This window comes from Pseudotabrizicola sp. L79 (assembly GCF_036553525.1).
In the GTDB taxonomy this organism is placed as follows: domain Bacteria; phylum Pseudomonadota; class Alphaproteobacteria; order Rhodobacterales; family Rhodobacteraceae; genus Pseudotabrizicola.
Genome location: NZ_JAZHDA010000046.1, coordinates 592,738 through 608,824, shown reverse-complemented (window position 1 = coordinate 608,824; position 16,087 = coordinate 592,738). Strand labels below are relative to the sequence as shown.

Genomic DNA, 16,087 nt, shown 5'->3' with positions numbered 1-16,087 from the left:
ATGGTTTCCGATAACCTTCTAAAGTTTTACATCAACGGTGAATGGGTCGCCCCCCTGTCGGGCGACCGCATGGGGGTGGAAAATCCGGCGACCGAGGAAATTGTTGCGGAAGTGGCCTTGGGCTTGGCGGCTGATGCGGATCGGGCGGTTGCGGCGGCGCGGGCAGCTTTTGACGCCTTTACCCTTTGGCCCGTTGCCCAACGGATTGATTTGTTGCGGTCCGTTCTGGCCGAATACAATCGGCGCTATGACGATATTGCCGATGCGATGCGGATAGAAATGGGCGCGCCCGTCGCGTGGTCGCGCGACGCGCAGGCTTGGGCCGGGCAGGTGCACCTGGACTCGACGATCAAGGCGGCCGAGCAAATGCGCTGGGATTATGATCGCGGCCACAGCCGGATCGTGCATGAGGGCATCGGGGTTTGCGCGCTGATCACGCCATGGAACTGGCCCATGAACCAGATCGCCTGCAAGGTTGCCCCGGCCTTGGTGGCGGGCTGCACGATGGTGTTGAAACCATCAGAAATCGCGCCGCTGTCGGGCATTCTGTTTGCCGATATCTGCCATGCGGCGGGTGTTCCGCCAGGCGTGTTCAATCTGGTCAACGGCACCGGCCCCGAGGTGGGCGCGCGGCTGTCCAGCCACCCCGAGGTGGATATGGTCAGCTTTACCGGATCAACCCGCGCCGGGGTGCAGGTGGCGCAGAATGCTGCCCCCACGGTCAAGCGGGTGGCGCAGGAACTGGGCGGCAAATCGGCCAATATCATTCTGCCGGGCGCTGATCTGGCTGGTGCGGTCAAGGCTGGGGTTGATGGGTGCATGGGCAATACCGGTCAATCTTGCGACGCGCCCACCCGCATGTTCGTGCCACGGGACAAAGCCGAAGAGGCCTATCGTCTGGCGGCCGAAGCCGCGGCCGCGATTGTTGTGGGCGACCCGGCCGAAACCACCACAACGATGGGGCCCCTGATCAGCCGCGCGCAATTTGACAAGGTGCAGGCGTTGATCCAGCAGGGCATGGACGAAGGGGCAAGGCTGATCTGTGGCGGCATCGGGCGACCTGCCGGGCTGAACCGCGGCTGGTTTGCCAAACCCACGATCTTTGGCGATGTCAGCAATGACATGACGGTTGCGCGCGAGGAAATCTTTGGCCCCGTCCTGGTCATTCTGCCCTATGACAGCGTGGATGACGCCGTGACCATGGCCAATGACACCGTTTACGGCCTTGCCGCCTATGTGCAGGGGCCGTTGGAGGAGGCGCGGGCTGTGGCCCGGCGGTTGCGGGCGGGGCAGGTCAGTCTGAATTACCCCGACTGGGATACATTCGCCCCCTTTGGCGGATACAAGCAATCAGGCAATGGCCGCGAATATGCCGATTGGGGCATTCACGACTTTTGCGAAATCAAGGCCATTGTGGGCTATGGGGCGTAAGGACTTGGCGATGAAATACGGCTATATCGGGCTTGGAAATCTGGGTGGGCATATCGCGGCCAGCCTGTTGCGCAACGGGTTTGAGGTGGTGGTTTATGACCGCGATGCCACCTTGGCCGAACGGCATCGCGCGATGGGGGCCACGGTTGCCGCATCTGCCGCCGATGTCGCGCGGCAGGTGGATCATGTGTTTACCTGTCTTCCGTCTCCGGCGGTGTCAGAGGCGGTTCTGGCCGAAATGCTGCCGCACCTGAAACCCGGCGCGACCTGGATCGAGAATTCGACGCTGAGCCGTGAAGATATCTTGCGCCTTGGCGAATTGGCGGCGCAATCGGGGATCACGCTGCTGGAATGCCCGGTGACGGGCGGGGTGCATCTGGCGGCGCGTGGCGAAATCACCGTGTTGGTGGGGGGCGATGCGGCTGTGGTTGACCTGCACAAGCCTGCCTTGCAGGTGATTGGCAACCGGCTGTTTCACATGGGGCCGTTGGGCACAGCGGCGATCATCAAGGTGATCACCAATATGCTGGCCTTTATCCATCTGAAAGCCTGTGGCGAGTCGTTGATGCTGGCCAAGCGGGGCGGGCTTGATCTGGGGCAGGCGTGGCATGCGATTGCGGCCTCATCCGGCACCAGCTTTGTGCATGAAACCGAAGGCGCGCTGATCCTGAACGGCAGCTATGACATTGCGTTCAACATTGATCTGGCACTGAAAGATCTGGGCTTTGCGCTGGAATTCGGGCGCGAATTCGGGGTGCCGCTGGAACTGGCCTCGATGACCAACCAGACCTATGTGGCGGCCAAGGCGGCTTATGGCGGCACGGCACAATCGCCGATGATTGCAAAACTGCTGGAAGATCTGCTGCAAACCGACCTGCGGGCCGAGGGCTTTCCTGCCCGGTTAGAGTGATCAGCGAAACTGCTTGGCCAGTTTCAGGCCCTGCCCCTGATAGTTTGAGGCGATCTTTTCGCCGTAAAGCGTATCGGGGCGGGCGCTCATCCTTTCATAGACAAGGCGCCCCACGACCTGACCGTGTTCCAGCACAAAGGGCGCTTCGTGGCAGCGCACCTCAAGCACCCCGCGAGAGCCGGCCCCCCCTGCTGCGGCATGGCCGAACCCGGGGTCAAAAAAGCCTGCGTAATGCACCCGGAATTCCCCGACCATCGCCAGATAGGGCGCCATTTCAGCGGCGTAATCAGGGGGGATTGTCACGGCCTCTTGGCTGACCAGAATGTAAAAGGCACCCGGATCAAGGATGATCTGCCCGGAGTCGGCGCGAATTTCTTCCCAAAAATCCTGGGCGGGGTAGTGGCCGATCAGATCAAGGTCGATCACGCCGGTATGGGGCTTGGCGCGATAGCCCAAGAGATTGCCTTGGGCGGGGCGCAAATCCACGGAAAAGCCCAAGCCTTCGGAAATCACGGCAGTGCCATCCACCAAGGGTTCACGGGCATGCAGGGTGGCCAGTTCGGCATCCGTCAGCATGGCCTGGCCCTGCCGGAACCGGATTTGGTTCAGCCGCTGACCGGGGCGCACCAAGACGCTGAAGGACCGGGGGCAAACCTCGGCGTAAAGCGGGCCGTCATAGGCTTCGGGTATGCGATCGAATTCGGTGCCCCCATCGGTGATGGTGCGGGTCAAAAGATCCAGCCGCCCGGTCGAGGATTTGGCATTTGCCACCGCCGACAGGCCTTTGGGCAGGTGCAGCGATTCCATCAGGGGAATCACATAGACACAGCCTTTTTCCAGCACGGCACCTTGGCTTAGGTCGATCTTGTGCATTTCAAATTCGGCCAGCCTGTCCGCCACGCGGCGACCATGGCCGGCAAGGAATGACGCGCGCACGCGGTAGGCAATGGTGCCAAGCCGCAAATCAAGGCTGGCGGGCTGAATCTGGGCCGGAATGATGCTGCTTTGCGCCGTGATCGCGCCATTGGCAATCAACGCACGCAGGGCCTGTGCTGGCAAAACGCCGGTGCCGGTCATCAGAATGCTCCTTTGGCCCAGAAACAGAAACGCCCGCCAGGCACTTGGCCAGACGGGCGTGTTCTTTGTTGGTCGGGCCGGTGAGATTCGAACTCACGACCTTCCGCCCCCCAGACGGACGCGCTAACCAGGCTGCGCCACGGCCCGACACGGGGCGATACATAACGATATTCACGGGCGGCACAAGCAGGAAAGCGCATGAATTTGCCCTGAATTCGTCGTGCTAGTGGCCCGCGCGTTGCGGCGCGGCCAGACGATCGCGCAGCGAACGGGCGCGGGCCCGAATAACGGTGATTCCCGTCCGGTCAGCGGCAGAGAGATCGGACAGCTGTGTGCGGCGCAGGCGGGCGGCCATCGGTTCGATGCTGACATGGCTGTCAGCCTGCACCGTTGGCGCGGCTTGCAAAGGGGGCGGGGGTGGGGCCGCACCGATGCGGGTGACCCGCAGCACAGGCGGCGGGGCCACCTCGGGCAATGGTTCATCCACCTCGGCCCAAACGGCCATTGGGGCCTCGTCTTGCGCATCTGCGGGGGGCGGGGTGCTGCCAAGGCCTGAGTCGGCAGGTGCTGCCGCGGCTGCGGGTTGCTCTGGCACCGGTTCCGCCTCTGGTGTGGTTGGCGTGTCTTCCTCGGCCGCATCTGCCTTGGACGACGCCACCATGCGGGAAAACAGATCTGGAATCCCATCATCGGCCGCAGGTTTGCGGTCTGGGCGAGGCGGAGTCTTCGCCCGATTGGGGGGAATGAGAGGCGTGGGCGGTGGTGGCGGGGCAGGCAGCTGCGCCTCCTGTGGCAGTTCAGTTGCGGTCGTGGCGTCGCCTGCATCGTCAGACTGGCTTGCGCTTGCCGCGGTCAGATCAGCCTGCGAATCGTGCGCAGGGTCTTTTGTCGCCGGTTGTGGCCCCAAAGCAGATCGCAGCGCGATGATCTGTGCGGTTTCGGCCTCATCATGGGGCAGGGCGGTCTCTGGCGCTTCTGCCCCGGACACAGCGGCCAAGGCTGCCTCAAGTGCGGCATCATCATCTTCGGTGCTGGTCTCGTCCGCCATGCCAGAAACGTAGCGAACCCCTTGTTCGCGCAGTATTTTCTGCACCCCACGAATGGTCATGCCATCATCATGCAGCAACCGCTTGATCCCGGTCAGCAAGGCAACATCGGCAGGGCGGTAATAGCGGCGACCGCCCGCCCGTTTGACCGGGCGGATCTGCGGAAAACGGCTTTCCCAAAAGCGCAGGACATGGGCTGGGGTTTCCAGAAACTCGGCCACCTCAGAGATCGTGCGGAAGGCGTCGGGCGATTTCTCCATGCGCCCCGGCCCCCCTTACTTCTTCTTCCCGTCAGCCACGCGGTCACGCATCAGATGCGAGGGGCGAAAGGTCAGAACCCGCCGCGGGCTGATCGGCACTTCATCGCCGGTCTTTGGATTGCGGCCAACACGGGCCGTCTTGTCGCGAACCGAGAACGTGCCAAAGGAAGAAATCTTGACCTGCTCTCCCATGACCAAGGCATCGGACATGTGTTGCAGAACCGATTCAACCAGTTGTGCGCTTTCATTGCGGCTGAGGCCGACTTCACGAAAGACGGCTTCCGACAAGTCCATCCGCGTCAGTGTCTTTTCACTCATTCCAAAAATCCCCCCCGGGCGTTTTACCAAAGGATGCGCCGAGCGGATTTGCGAGTCAATATCAGAGACTTGTGCGGTGTAGTTGAAACGCCGATTACCAGCGAAGAACCACCGACCCCCAGGCCAGACCGCCGCCGATTGCCTCGGTCACGATCAGATCACCCTCTTTGATCTGCCCGCGCGCCTTGCCAACCGACAGGGCAAGGGGAATCGACGCGGCCGAGGTGTTGCCATGGTCTTGCACCGTGACAACCACACGATCCATGGGCAGTTGCATCTTTTTGGCCGTGCCTTCGATGATGCGGATATTGGCCTGATGCGGCACGATCCATGTCACATCGCCGCTGGTCAGCCCCGCTTTTTCAAGGCAGGCATGGGCGGTTTCTGCAAGTTTTTCAACGGCATGGCGGAACACCTCTTTGCCGGCCATCCGCAGATGGCCGGTGGTGCCGGTGCTGGTGCCGCCATCGACATAAAGAATGTCTTTGAACCGCCCGTCGGAATGCAGATCTGTCGCCAGAATGCCGCGATCGGATGCGGTGCCGTCGCCTGTCTGGGCCTCAAGCACCAGCGCGCCTGCGCCATCGCCAAACAGCACGCAGGTGCTGCGGTCTGTCCAGTCCATCAACCGGCTGAAGGTTTCAGCCCCAATGACCAGCACCCGCTTGGCCTGGCCAGACAGGATCAGCGCATTTGCAGTGGTCAGCGCGTAAACATAGCCCGCACACACGGCCTGCACGTCAAAGGCAAAGCCTTTGGTCATGCCGATGTTGGCCTGAACCATGGTCGCGGCAGAGGGAAAGGTCAGATCAGCGGTCGAGGTCGCCAGAATGATGGCGTCGATATCTTCGCCCTCCATCCCGGCATCGGCAAGGGCCGCGCGGGCGGCATGGGTGGCCAGAACCGATGTGGTTTCGCCTTCGGCTGCGAAATGCCGCCGCTCGATCCCCGAGCGTGACTTGATCCACTCATCCGAGGTTTCCACCAAGGATTCCAGCTCAGAATTCGGAACAACGCGCTCGGGCAGATAGTGCCCGACGCCCCGGATGACTGCACGGATGGTCATGCTTTTGGTTCCGTTTCCTGCCCTGCTGCGGCGGTGCCTGCCTTTGTATCGGCTGCATCCTGCCCCGTGCGCCCCGTCGATGCAACCCGCTCGGCCAAGCGCTCGACAAAGCCGGTGCGCGCCAGTTTGATCGCAAGCGCGATGGCCGCGGCCACCCCGGTTTCATCGGCCGAACCATGGGATTTGACCACGGTGCCGTTCAGCCCCAGGAACACACCACCATTGACGCGGCGCGGATCAATGCGGCGTTGCAGCCGTTTCAGGGAATTCATCGCCAACAGCGCCGAGAATTTTGACAGCAGACCCGCGCCAAAGACCTCTTTCAGCAGATCTGAAATCAGCTTGGCCGTGCCTTCGCCGGTTTTCAGGGCGATGTTTCCGGTAAAGCCATCCGTCACGATCACATCAACGCGATCAGACGGAATGTCCCCGCCTTCGACGAAGCCCACGAAGTCAAAGCCCCCCGCATCGGCGGCCTCGGACATGCGTTCGTGGGCGGTTTTCAACTCGGCCCGGCCCTTGTGTTCTTCGGTGCCGACATTCAGCAAGCCCACGCGGGGGCGGCTGAGGGTAAGGCCGTTGCGGGCATAGGATGCGCCCATGGCGGCAAATTGCAACAGGTCTTCGGCTTCGGCCTCGATGCCCGCGCCGACATCCAGCATCACGTTGAACCCGCCCGCATTGCGGCTGGGCCACAAACAGGCGATGGCGGGGCGGTTCACACCGGCGATCTTGCGCAGGCGGATCATGCTGACCGCCATCAAGGCCCCCGTATTGCCACAAGACACAGCGGCCTGAGCCTCGCCCGACTTGACGCTGTCAATGGCTGACCACATTGAGGTGCCCTCGCCATGGCGCATGACCTGGCTGGGCTTGTCGTTCATCGTCACCACACGGTCGGCATGCGCGATGCGCACGCGATCGGACAGGCCGGGTATCTTGGCAACCAAAGCGGACAGCGCGGCCTCATCGCCATGCAGAATGAACTGCACATCGGCATTCTGCCGGGCAGAAATGCCAATACCGGCGACAACAGCCGCCGGCCCACGGTCACCGCCCATGGCGTCAACCGAAATGACAGTCATCTTGGCAGATGCGGCCCCGGTGCTCAGGACGTCGGTCGCCGGATATTCAGATCCGTTTACCATGAGCGGGGCGCGGGCTTAGACGCAGCTTACGCTGCGTCTTCGTCCAGATCGACGTCCTTGACGGTCGAAACGACTTCTTTCGAGTCGTAATGGCCGCAAGCGCCACAAACGTGGTGCGGGCGCTTCAGCTCGCCACAGTTGGGGCATTCAGCCGGGTTGCCAGCAACAAGAGCGTCATGCGCGCGGCGCATGTTGCGGCGGGATTTGGTGACTCGGTTCTGCGGGACAGCCATGTCGCAACCTCAGGGTAGTGGGGACAGGCCCCTGTTTTACTTTAATATTCTACAAGCGGGCAAAGCCGCTTGGGGCGTATTTCCACACCCCGAATGAGGCGCGGAACATACTCGGATTCCCATCCGGCGCAAGCCCTTTTTCCGCCCTGCGCCGACCAGACCCGTTATTCAGCTTCGTTCCCCCCCGTCAGCTTGTCTTTCAGCGCCGCCAGACCGGCAAAGGGCTTCAGGTCATCTTCGCGAATGGGTTCAGCCCCGGGCGGCGCTACACTGACCTGGCCCAGTTCAGCCCCGGCCGCACGCGGATAAAGCGGCAGGGCAAGGGACAAAGCCTCCATCGCCACATCGCCAAGGTCAATCACTTCGGGCAGGGGTTCGCTGGTGTCGTCTTCGGACATCTCGATTTCTTCGGCATCGGGCTCTGTCCAGTCTGCGATAAAGCGACGGACAACGTCTTCCTCCAGCGTTGCCGGAACCGGTTCCAACGTGACCGAGCAGGGCTGCACCACCTTGGCCGTCAGATGCGCGGTCAGGGTAAAGTCGTGCTTGCCCGTGGGGGTGATCTCGCCCACCAGCCGAAAGGCGGGCAATTCCAGCAGGCCAAGGGCCTTGGCCATTTCGGCGCGTGTCTGCACATTTGGTTCCAGCTTTAACCGTGTCGGCTTGCGTGTGGGCAGGGCGCCACTGCGCAAACTGTGGCTCAGGCTTTGCGGGGTCAGCCGTTCGGGGGCTTGGGGGTCTGGGGTCAAACTGTCCTGGGGGCGTGCCATCGTCGCTTTTCCTTCGCTTGTTGCAAGGTCGCGCGTTCCATTCTTGAACCAGCCTGCATCCTTCTATAAGCCTTTGGGCCAGAGGCAGACCTGCCCATTGGCCTTAAGCGGCGCATTGCGGCTTGGCAAGGGTGGGCTGGGGTTGAGACAAGGCTTGCGGCAGCCGCATTGAGACGAAGGTAGATTTCGATGGCGTGGACAACGGGTGCAAAAGAACGCAAGGCCGCGCGCCGGTTTCGCGGGGCAAGGGCAACAGCGGTGGCTGCGGTGCTGGTTCTGGTGATGACGGCCTGTGCGCCGATCTATCGCAACCATGGCTATGTTCCCAATGACGAAGATCTTGCCACGCTTGAGGTGGGCAAGGACACGCTTGAAACCGCCGCGCCCAAGATCGGGCGCCCGTCAGCCTCGGGTCTGCTGAATGACACGGGCTGGTTCTATGTGCAAAGCCGGTGGGAGCAGAAGGGGGCCTTGCCACCGGTCGAGATTGACCGTCAGGTTGTGGCGCTGACCTTCAGCGAAGCGGGCGTTTTGGAAAACGTGGAACGCTTTGGCATGGAACGCGGGCAGATTGTGCCCCTGTCGCGGCGCGTGACGGAAAGCAACGTGCGTGGGATGAGTGTTCTGCGCCAATTGTTCTCAAACTTTGGCCGTATCGGCGCAGCCCAGCTTTGATCGCATGAACGGCCCGGCCGTGCAGCAGCCTGAGGACAGACTGCCGCCGGGCGGGCCAAGGCCGTTGCAGGCGAGGCCGATCCGGCGTGGGGGCCTTGGGGTGCGGCTTGCCGAGACCGAGGCAGAGGTTGCAGCGGCGCAAGAGTTGCGGCACCGTGCGTTTCTGGCGGCACGGGGCCGGGCCGGGGCGGGGCTGCGCGATGCTGACCGCTTTGATGCGCAGTGCGCCCATATGCTGTTGGTGCGCGATGACAGGCCCGTGGGGTGCTTTCGCCTGCAACTTTTTGACGGCCCCGCAATCGAACACAGCTATTCTGCCCAGTTCTATGACCTGACGTGCCTTGCCGCTTATGCCGCGCCAATGCTGGAAATCGGGCGGTTTTGTCTGTCGGCCGATCAGAACCAGCCCGATCTGTTACGCCTTGCCTGGGCCAGTATTGCGGCGGTTGTTGATGCCCAAGGGGTTGGGCTGTTGTTTGGCTGTTCCAGCCTGCCGGGCGCAGACCCCGCGCGGCACGGGCCGGCCCTGGCCGTTTTGCAGGCGCGCATTGGCCCCGATCTTTGGCGACCGGGGCGGCGTGCCGCGCGGATCGTGCCCCTGCACGGGCAGCCCTGCGCCCAGCCCGCGGGCGAGGCCCCGAATGGTTTGCCGCCGCTGCTGCGCAGCTATCTGGGATTGGGGGGCTGGGTCAGCGATCACGCTGTGGTGGACCCTGCGTTGGATACGCTGCATGTCTTTACCGGCGTCGAAATCGCCAAGATCCCGCCCGCGCGGGCCAGGGCCTTGCGTCTGATTGCATCCGACAGCGTGGGGTAAAATAATACCACTTTTACAGGCCATTGTTTTAATTGAGTTTTATTTGATAATGCCAGCTTGACGATGCGCGCCACTTGGGCGATAAGCCGCCATCCGAGATTCCGGGGTGTATGCCCCGCCTATCCTTATAGGACACGACCGATGAAAACTTTTACCGCTACTCCGGCGGACATCGAGAAGAAGTGGATCCTGATCGACGCCGAAGGCGTTGTTCTGGGCCGCCTTGCCACGATCGTCGCCAACATCCTGCGCGGCAAGAACAAGCCGACGTTCACCCCCCACATGGACATGGGTGACAATGTCATCATCATCAACGCCGACAAGGTGCAGATGACTGGCAACAAGCGCAACGACAAAGTCTATTACTGGCACACTGGCCATCCGGGCGGCATCAAGCAGCGCACGGCCAAGCAAGTGCTGGAAGGCGCGCATCCCGAGCGCGTGGTGACCAAAGCTGTCGAGCGTATGATCACCCGCAACCGTCTGGGCCGTCAGCAGATGACCAACCTGCGCGTTTATGCCGGTGCCGAGCATCCGCACGAAGCCCAGCAGCCGACCGTTCTGGACGTCAAAGTCCTGAACCCGAAGAACACCCGGAGCGCTTGATCATGGCTGACATCAAATCACTCGACGATCTGAAATCGGCCGTTTCCGGTTCGGCGGCACCTGCCGCTGCGGCCGAAGCTGCCCCCCGCACCCCGGTGCGTGACGCCCTTGGCCGCGCCTATGCGACCGGCAAGCGTAAGGATGCGGTTGCCCGCGTCTGGGTCAAGCCCGGCTCGGGCAAGGTTATCGTCAACGGCAAGGAAATGGCGGTTTATTTCGCCCGTCCCGTGCTGCAGATGATCCTGAAGCAGCCCTTCACCATCGCCAATGTCGAAGGCCAGTTTGACGTTTACGCCACCGTTGCCGGTGGTGGTCTCTCGGGTCAGGCTGGTGCCGTAAAGCACGGCATCTCCAAGGCTTTGCAGCTGTATGAACCCAGCTTGCGTGGCGCGCTCAAGGCCGCTGGCTTCCTGACCCGCGACAGCCGTGTCGTGGAACGTAAGAAATACGGTAAGGCCAAAGCCCGCCGTTCGTTCCAGTTCTCGAAGCGCTGATTTTCAGACCCGACATTTGGAAAGGCCCGCCACTTGGCGGGCCTTTTCGTATGTCTGGCCTGCGGAACATATGAAAAAAGGGCCGGAAAACCCGGCCCAGTCTGGGGAAATCATTCCTCTGTGTCACGCCGCGCGGTTCAGAGGCGCCAAAAGGGGCGCTCGGCCTCGGCCTGGGCTGTCATCGGATCAATGCCGATATCCTTGAGCATATGGCGATCGAGCTTGCGCAGTTGCTTGCGTGTCTTGGCGCGGGTTTCCCAGGTCATCACCAAAACTGCGGCGCGCAGAACGACTCGCGACAGCGGCGGCAGCGTGGCAGGACGGAAGACCAGTGTTTCGACGCTAGACATGGCGAACCCTTTTTGTATTGATACAATGATACAGTATGCGATAGTATATTGATACAAAATCGCAGTATCTTTGCGCTAGGGGAACATTGTGGCTGATACAATAAACTGGTGTCCCGATCTTTCTTCGGCCGAAGGGCCCAAATATCTGGCCCTGATGCGCGCCCTGCGCGAGGCCATTCGCTCGGGCGAACTGGCCGAGGGGGCGCAACTTCCCACGGTGCGGGAACTGGCCTGGCAGATGAAAGTGACGCCGGGCACAGTGGCGCGGGCCTATAGTCTGGCCACGCAAGAGGGGTTGCTGGCCGCCACCGTCGGTCGCGGCACATTCGTTGCCAGCCGCGCGCCGCGGCTTGGCCCGACGCAGGCGTTGTATATCGAGCGTGATCCGGCGGCCGACCGGGGCCGGGTTGATCTGCGCGCGCCGATTCTGCCCGATGTGGGCCAGAATGCCGCCATTGCCGATGCGTTGCGCGAAATCTCGTTGGACCCGGCGAATGACTGGGTGGATTACCCGCGCCAAAGCGGCGAGGTGCCGCTGCGCGAGGCCATCTGCGACTGGATTTCAGATCGGGTTCTGGGCCCCTTTGGCGCGGATGACATCGTGCTGACCCATGGCGGGCAGAATGCGATCAATCTGGTGTTTCTGTGCTGTCTGCGCGGGGATCGCCCGGTCGTCTTGACCGAGGAACTGGCCTATCCCGGTTTTCGACATGCCGCCAAACTGGCGCGGGCCGAAGTGGTTGCGGTCGAAATCGACAATGAAGGGATTCGCCCCGAGGCGCTGGAGGCCGCCTGTCGCCGCCATGGGGCGCAGGTGCTGTGCCTGACGCCCGAAGCGCAAAACCCGACAACGGGCCGCATGTCGCCGGAACGTCGGGCGGCCATCGTCGAGATTTCCCGCCGCCATGATCTGCAAATCATCGAAGACGATTGCTATTCGGTCAACAGTTCAAACTGGCCGTCGCTGCGCGCCATGGCGCCCGAGAGGGCGTGGTATGTGGGCAGTCTGTCAAAGACCGTCTCGGCAGGCTTGCGCTTTGGCTATATGATCGCGCCGCAGGGCATGGGCCATGCCGGGCGCCTGACGGCCCAGCATTCGTTTTTCGCCTTGGCACGCCCGATTGAGGCGATGGTGCTGCACCTGCTGACCAGTGGCGAAGCTGCGCGGTTGCATGGCCTTGTGCAGGCTGATCTGGATGAGCGGCTGCAACTGGCGGTGAATGAGTTGGGGGCCTTTGATCTGGCCTGGTCGCCGGGCGTGCGCTTTGGCTTTTTGCGGCTGCCGTCGGGGTGGCGGTCCTCAACCTTTGTGTCGCATGCCGAAGGGGCAGGGGTCTTGCTGCGCTCGGCCGATGAATATGCGCTGGTGCATGGCCGCGCGCCAAATGCCGTTCGGATCGCTTTTGCCGGAAATGTGGCGCTGGATCAGTATCATAAGGCGTTGCGCCGGCTGGCCAAATTGCTGACCGAACCGCCCGAGGATCTGATGGTGTGATGGGGCAATTGTGGCGCGATTGTGGCGGATTTGCGGCCTGATCTGGCGGGCTGGGGCCAATCTGTGGCGTTGCAGTCTCAGCCTGCCGCGCAGCCGCGCCGCGCGCGAAAAGGTGACTTGACCAAAGCCATCTGTCGGCCCCACCTTGGCCCCATAACCCGCGACGTCGAATGGCGCGCAGAGCAGGACAATAGATATGGGACTTCAGACGACATTTCACGCCCCCCACGGTGGGGCGGATTTCTTGGGCTGGCGCAAACGGGCTGGCCTGACCGAGATTGTATATGACGATGGCGTGGCCCGCCGGATGGTGTGGCGCGTGTCTGGCGACCGTACCGATGAAAACCGTCTGTCCGATGCCTTGCGGGTGGCAGTGCGCGCGCTGCGCGTTGTGCCGACGCTGCACGAAGAACTGAAAAAACGCGCGATCGCCATTGAGCGCGTCAGCTCGTGATCTTTTCACAGGCGTGATGCCGAAAAACCGGGCCTTGGCCCGGCTTTTTGCTGTGATACAGTCAGACAGGCTTGCCAGCGGTGTTGGCTTGTGCCTAGATTTGATCAAAAGTGAAAACAAGACGTCCGAACAGGGGGCATCATGGCGCAATCCAACGGGTCCGGCCTAAGCCGCGAGGCCCGGTCAGGACTGGCACTTGTCAGTCCGACCTTTATCTACGCGATCTTGCTGCTGGCGGCCCCTTTGGCCACGGTGCTGATCTTTTCGGTGCTGACAGGCGGGCGCGGGCAGGTTGCGTGGGATTTCACTTGGGCCAATTACGTCGAGGTTTGGACCGGCCCGGTCTATCGCGCCATCATGCTGCGGTCGCTGACTGTGGCGTTGGGGGTGACGCTGGTCACGGTGTTGATCGCCTATCCCATTGCCTATTTCGTCAGTTTTCATGTCGAGGCATCGAAAAAGTCGCTGTGGCTGTTTCTGATCACCATTCCGTTCTGGACCAGCTATCTGATCCGGGTGTTCCTGTGGAAGGTGATCCTTGGCTATAACGGCGTCATCAATTCGGGCCTGCTGTCGGTTGGCCTGATTGATGAGCCGCTGCAATGGATCAACTATAACGTGGGCGCCTTGATCGTGACGCTGGCCCATGCCTATGCGCCCTTTGCCATTCTGCCGATCTTTGTCAGCCTGGAAAAGATTGACCGCAGCTTGCTGGAGGCGGGTCAGGATCTGGGGGAATCGAAATTGCGCACCTTTTGGCGCGTGACCCTGCCACTGTCGATGCCGGGCGTGATTGCGGCTGTGCTGATCGTGTTCATTCCCACCATCGGTGACTATGTGACGCCCGATCTGATCGGGGGCGGCAAGCTGCCGATGATCGCCAATATGATGGAAGTGCAGATGCTGAAGGTGAACAACAAACCGCTGGGCAGTGCGATTGCCGTCAGTGCGATGTTCATCGTGGCACTGGTCGCGGTTGGCTTTGTTCTGCTGAACCGCCGTTTTCTGGGGCCCAAGAAATGACCAAGGGACGCTCGCTCAAGGCCTATGCCATCGGTTATCTGATCTTTCTCTATGCGCCGATCGTGTTGTTGCCGATGTTCGCCTTTAACGATTCCAAGATCATCGCATTTCCGCTGTCGGGCTTTACCACGACCTGGTTCAGCGAGATGTGGAATGACAGCCAGATGTGGAATGCGCTGCGCAATTCGCTGACGATTTCGGGCACCACGGCGGTGCTGGCGACCACATTTGGCATCTTTGCCGCGCGCGCATCCACCCGGTTCCGCTTTCCGGGCAAGGGGCCTGCAATGGGGCTGATCATGCTGCCGCTGGTTCTGCCCGAAATGATCGTGGCCATGTCTTTGCTGGTGGTGTTGTTGGCCATCGGGGTGCCGTTGTCGATCTTTACCGTGATCCTGGGCCATACGCTGATCTGCACACCCTTTGCGGTGGCCATCCTGACCTCGGCCTTTCAAAGCCTCGACACCTCGCTGGAAGAGGCGGCCTATGATCTGGGCGAGACGCCGCTGTCAACCTTTCGGCTGATCATTCTGCCTTTGGTGATGCCGGGCATCATCTCGTCCTTGCTGATCTGTTTCACCATCAGTCTTGACGAGTTCATCATCGCCTATTTCCTTGCGGGCGCCGATACGGTGCTGTCGTCCTATATCTACAGCCAGTTTCGTTTCCCCGCCCGCGTTCCCGCCATGTTGGCGCTTGGCACCATCCTTGTGCTGGTGTCGATCGTCCTTCTGACCATTGCTGAATTTTTCCGCCGCCGCGGCATCGCAAAGACCGGCGGCAAGGATACCGGAGGCTTCCTGTGAGCAACAAAGACAAGATGATCGAGTTCCGGGACGTCCATAAATATTATGGCGACTATCATGCCCTGCGCGGCATCACCGCCAGCATCAAGGCGGGCGAGTTTTTCTCGCTGCTTGGTCCTTCGGGCTGTGGCAAGACCACGTTGCTGCGCACCATTGCCGGCTTTGAAGATATTTCTTCGGGCGCGGTCTTGCTGGATGGCAAGGTGATGGCCGATGTGCCCGCCAACAAGCGGCCCACCAATATGGTGTTCCAGTCCTATGCGATCTTTCCGCATCTGACAGTGGCCGAAAACGTGGGCTTTGGCTTGCGCAAAGACCCGCGCAGCAAAGAGGAAAAGGCCAAGGCCGTGGCCGAGGCGTTGGAGATGGTTGGCCTGAAAGGCTATGGCGCGCGGGCCGCCCATGCGCTGTCGGGTGGGCAGCGGCAGCGCGTTGCATTGGCGCGCGCGCTGATCCTGAAGCCAAAGGTTCTGCTCTTGGATGAACCGCTGTCGGCGCTGGATAAGAAGATGCGCGAACAGATGCAGGTGGAACTGATCAAGCTGCAACGTCAGGTCGGCATCACCTTTGTGCTGGTCACCCATGATCAGGAAGAGGCGCTGGTCATGTCAGACCGGATTGCCGTGATGTTTGAGGGCGAGATCGCGCAGCTTGACGACCCCGAAACCCTGTATCGCCGCCCCAATTCCAAGAAAGTGGCCGATTTCATTGGCACCATGAACTTCATCCCCTGCGAGGTTCTGTCGGAACAAGGCTCGGTGATCGAGGTCGAGGCCAAGGGGCTGGGCCGTGTCAGCCTTGAGGCCGATCAATGCCCGCCGGGCAAGGGCGAGGCGCCAGTGGTGGGCCTGCGGCCCGAGACGTTGACGCTGCTTTACCCCGGTCAGACCACGACGGAACGCACCGTCGAAGGGCTGGTGGATGAGGCGATCTATTTCGGCGACATGACCTATTACGACGTCTATCTGGGGGGCACGGATGTTGAGGTGCGCTTGTCGATGCGCAACGTGCCCGGCCGCCCGATCCTTGATGTCGGCGCCAAGGTGCAAGTGGCCTGGGGCCCGTCGGCGCTGGTGCTGTTCCGCTAGGGGGGAAATCTGTGGGGCAG

At 61.6% G+C, this 16,087-nt stretch carries 19 protein-coding genes and 1 tRNA gene; 11 read left to right on the top strand and 9 right to left on the bottom strand.

Features of this window, described 5'->3' with window-relative positions:
- On the top strand, nt 1-1,431 hold the full coding sequence (locus V3C85_RS11320; RefSeq protein WP_331795177.1) for an aldehyde dehydrogenase family protein: 1,431 nt from the start codon (nt 1-3) through the stop codon (nt 1,429-1,431).
- On the top strand, nt 1,421-2,341 hold the full coding sequence (locus tag V3C85_RS11315; protein WP_331795176.1) for an NAD(P)-dependent oxidoreductase: 921 nt from the start codon (nt 1,421-1,423) through the stop codon (nt 2,339-2,341). Before V3C85_RS11320 ends, V3C85_RS11315 begins: the two co-directional genes overlap by 11 nt.
- Here V3C85_RS11315 and V3C85_RS11310 read toward each other — a convergent pair whose 3' ends face one another.
- From V3C85_RS11310 to V3C85_RS11275, 8 genes are all read right to left on the bottom strand, one after another.
- Nucleotides 2,342-3,418 carry a 2'-deoxycytidine 5'-triphosphate deaminase gene (locus tag V3C85_RS11310; RefSeq protein WP_331795175.1) on the bottom strand — a complete coding sequence of 359 codons (1,077 nt, stop codon included), beginning with the start codon at nt 3,416-3,418 and terminating at the stop codon, nt 2,342-2,344.
- A 69-nt stretch (nt 3,419-3,487) separates the two neighbouring features.
- Nucleotides 3,488-3,565 (bottom strand) — tRNA-Pro (locus tag V3C85_RS11305).
- 76 nt (nt 3,566-3,641) lie between these two features.
- Nucleotides 3,642-4,724 carry a MerR family transcriptional regulator gene (locus V3C85_RS11300; RefSeq protein WP_331795174.1) on the bottom strand — a complete coding sequence of 361 codons (1,083 nt, stop codon included), beginning with the start codon at nt 4,722-4,724 and terminating at the stop codon, nt 3,642-3,644.
- A 15-nt stretch (nt 4,725-4,739) separates the two neighbouring features.
- Complete coding sequence (ihfA, locus tag V3C85_RS11295; protein ID WP_331795173.1) at nt 4,740-5,042, bottom strand: integration host factor subunit alpha; 303 nt, start codon at nt 5,040-5,042, stop codon at nt 4,740-4,742.
- Between the two features lie 94 nt (nt 5,043-5,136).
- Nucleotides 5,137-6,108 (bottom strand): beta-ketoacyl-ACP synthase III, encoded by a 972-nt coding sequence (locus V3C85_RS11290; RefSeq protein ID WP_331795172.1) that lies wholly within the window; start codon nt 6,106-6,108, stop codon nt 5,137-5,139.
- Nucleotides 6,105-7,193: a phosphate acyltransferase PlsX gene (gene plsX, locus V3C85_RS11285; protein ID WP_331795294.1), complete on the bottom strand. Its 1,089-nt coding sequence runs from the start codon at nt 7,191-7,193 to the stop codon at nt 6,105-6,107. Before plsX ends, V3C85_RS11290 begins: the two co-directional genes overlap by 4 nt.
- A gap of 89 nt (nt 7,194-7,282) precedes the next feature.
- Nucleotides 7,283-7,489, bottom strand: a complete 207-nt coding sequence (gene rpmF / locus V3C85_RS11280; protein ID WP_331795171.1) for a 50S ribosomal protein L32 — start codon at nt 7,487-7,489, stop codon at nt 7,283-7,285.
- A 164-nt stretch (nt 7,490-7,653) separates the two neighbouring features.
- Entirely contained in the window at nt 7,654-8,259 is a 606-nt protein-coding gene (locus tag V3C85_RS11275; RefSeq protein WP_331795170.1) for a YceD family protein, read from the bottom strand.
- A gap of 189 nt (nt 8,260-8,448) precedes the next feature.
- Here V3C85_RS11275 and V3C85_RS11270 point away from each other — a divergent pair, with 189 nt between their 5' ends.
- The 4 genes from V3C85_RS11270 (at nt 8,449) to rpsI (ending at nt 10,851) form a co-directional block, all read left to right on the top strand.
- Nucleotides 8,449-8,934, top strand: a complete 486-nt coding sequence (locus V3C85_RS11270; RefSeq protein ID WP_331795169.1) for an outer membrane protein assembly factor BamE — start codon at nt 8,449-8,451, stop codon at nt 8,932-8,934.
- A 19-nt stretch (nt 8,935-8,953) separates the two neighbouring features.
- Nucleotides 8,954-9,751 carry a GNAT family N-acetyltransferase gene (locus tag V3C85_RS11265; protein WP_331795168.1) on the top strand — a complete coding sequence of 266 codons (798 nt, stop codon included), beginning with the start codon at nt 8,954-8,956 and terminating at the stop codon, nt 9,749-9,751.
- A 141-nt stretch (nt 9,752-9,892) separates the two neighbouring features.
- Nucleotides 9,893-10,357: a 50S ribosomal protein L13 gene (gene rplM / locus V3C85_RS11260; RefSeq protein WP_331795167.1), complete on the top strand. Its 465-nt coding sequence runs from the start codon at nt 9,893-9,895 to the stop codon at nt 10,355-10,357.
- Nucleotides 10,358-10,359: 2 nt separating this feature from the next.
- Nucleotides 10,360-10,851 carry a 30S ribosomal protein S9 gene (gene rpsI / locus V3C85_RS11255; RefSeq protein WP_331795166.1) on the top strand — a complete coding sequence of 164 codons (492 nt, stop codon included), beginning with the start codon at nt 10,360-10,362 and terminating at the stop codon, nt 10,849-10,851.
- A 137-nt stretch (nt 10,852-10,988) separates the two neighbouring features.
- Here rpsI and V3C85_RS11250 read toward each other — a convergent pair whose 3' ends face one another.
- Nucleotides 10,989-11,201 carry a DUF1127 domain-containing protein gene (locus tag V3C85_RS11250; protein ID WP_331795165.1) on the bottom strand — a complete coding sequence of 71 codons (213 nt, stop codon included), beginning with the start codon at nt 11,199-11,201 and terminating at the stop codon, nt 10,989-10,991.
- A gap of 88 nt (nt 11,202-11,289) precedes the next feature.
- Here V3C85_RS11250 and V3C85_RS11245 point away from each other — a divergent pair, with 88 nt between their 5' ends.
- The 5 genes from V3C85_RS11245 to V3C85_RS11225 all read left to right on the top strand — a co-directional run bounded on the left by V3C85_RS11245 (nt 11,290) and on the right by V3C85_RS11225 (nt 16,067).
- Nucleotides 11,290-12,696, top strand: a complete 1,407-nt coding sequence (locus tag V3C85_RS11245; protein WP_331795164.1) for an aminotransferase-like domain-containing protein — start codon at nt 11,290-11,292, stop codon at nt 12,694-12,696.
- A 196-nt stretch (nt 12,697-12,892) separates the two neighbouring features.
- A complete protein-coding gene (locus tag V3C85_RS11240) occupies nt 12,893-13,150 on the top strand; it encodes a hypothetical protein (RefSeq protein WP_331795163.1) in 258 nt (85 codons plus the stop codon).
- Nucleotides 13,151-13,291: 141 nt separating this feature from the next.
- Nucleotides 13,292-14,173, top strand: a complete 882-nt coding sequence (locus V3C85_RS11235) for an ABC transporter permease (RefSeq protein WP_331795162.1) — start codon at nt 13,292-13,294, stop codon at nt 14,171-14,173.
- Entirely contained in the window at nt 14,170-14,979 is an 810-nt protein-coding gene (locus V3C85_RS11230; protein WP_331795161.1) for an ABC transporter permease, read from the top strand. The genes V3C85_RS11235 and V3C85_RS11230 overlap by 4 nt, the downstream gene beginning before the upstream one ends.
- Nucleotides 14,980-14,993: 14 nt before the next feature.
- Complete coding sequence (locus tag V3C85_RS11225) at nt 14,994-16,067, top strand: ABC transporter ATP-binding protein (RefSeq protein ID WP_331795293.1); 1,074 nt, start codon at nt 14,994-14,996, stop codon at nt 16,065-16,067.
- Nucleotides 16,068-16,087 lie beyond the last annotated feature (20 nt).

Coding starts and splice junctions, on each gene's coding strand:
- V3C85_RS11320 (WP_331795177.1), top strand. CDS start 1: ATGGTTTCCGATAACCTTCTAAAGTTTTACATCAACGGTGAATGGGTC.
- V3C85_RS11315 (WP_331795176.1), top strand. CDS start 1,421: ATGGGGCGTAAGGACTTGGCGATGAAATACGGCTATATCGGGCTTGGA.
- V3C85_RS11310 (WP_331795175.1), bottom strand. CDS start 3,418: ATGACCGGCACCGGCGTTTTGCCAGCACAGGCCCTGCGTGCGTTGATT.
- V3C85_RS11300 (WP_331795174.1), bottom strand. CDS start 4,724: ATGGAGAAATCGCCCGACGCCTTCCGCACGATCTCTGAGGTGGCCGAG.
- ihfA (WP_331795173.1), bottom strand. CDS start 5,042: ATGAGTGAAAAGACACTGACGCGGATGGACTTGTCGGAAGCCGTCTTT.
- V3C85_RS11290 (WP_331795172.1), bottom strand. CDS start 6,108: ATGACCATCCGTGCAGTCATCCGGGGCGTCGGGCACTATCTGCCCGAG.
- plsX (WP_331795294.1), bottom strand. CDS start 7,193: ATGACTGTCATTTCGGTTGACGCCATGGGCGGTGACCGTGGGCCGGCG.
- rpmF (WP_331795171.1), bottom strand. CDS start 7,489: ATGGCTGTCCCGCAGAACCGAGTCACCAAATCCCGCCGCAACATGCGC.
- V3C85_RS11275 (WP_331795170.1), bottom strand. CDS start 8,259: ATGGCACGCCCCCAGGACAGTTTGACCCCAGACCCCCAAGCCCCCGAA.
- V3C85_RS11270 (WP_331795169.1), top strand. CDS start 8,449: ATGGCGTGGACAACGGGTGCAAAAGAACGCAAGGCCGCGCGCCGGTTT.
- rplM (WP_331795167.1), top strand. CDS start 9,893: ATGAAAACTTTTACCGCTACTCCGGCGGACATCGAGAAGAAGTGGATC.
- rpsI (WP_331795166.1), top strand. CDS start 10,360: ATGGCTGACATCAAATCACTCGACGATCTGAAATCGGCCGTTTCCGGT.
- V3C85_RS11250 (WP_331795165.1), bottom strand. CDS start 11,201: ATGTCTAGCGTCGAAACACTGGTCTTCCGTCCTGCCACGCTGCCGCCG.
- V3C85_RS11240 (WP_331795163.1), top strand. CDS start 12,893: ATGGGACTTCAGACGACATTTCACGCCCCCCACGGTGGGGCGGATTTC.
- V3C85_RS11235 (WP_331795162.1), top strand. CDS start 13,292: ATGGCGCAATCCAACGGGTCCGGCCTAAGCCGCGAGGCCCGGTCAGGA.
- V3C85_RS11230 (WP_331795161.1), top strand. CDS start 14,170: ATGACCAAGGGACGCTCGCTCAAGGCCTATGCCATCGGTTATCTGATC.
- V3C85_RS11225 (WP_331795293.1), top strand. CDS start 14,994: ATGATCGAGTTCCGGGACGTCCATAAATATTATGGCGACTATCATGCC.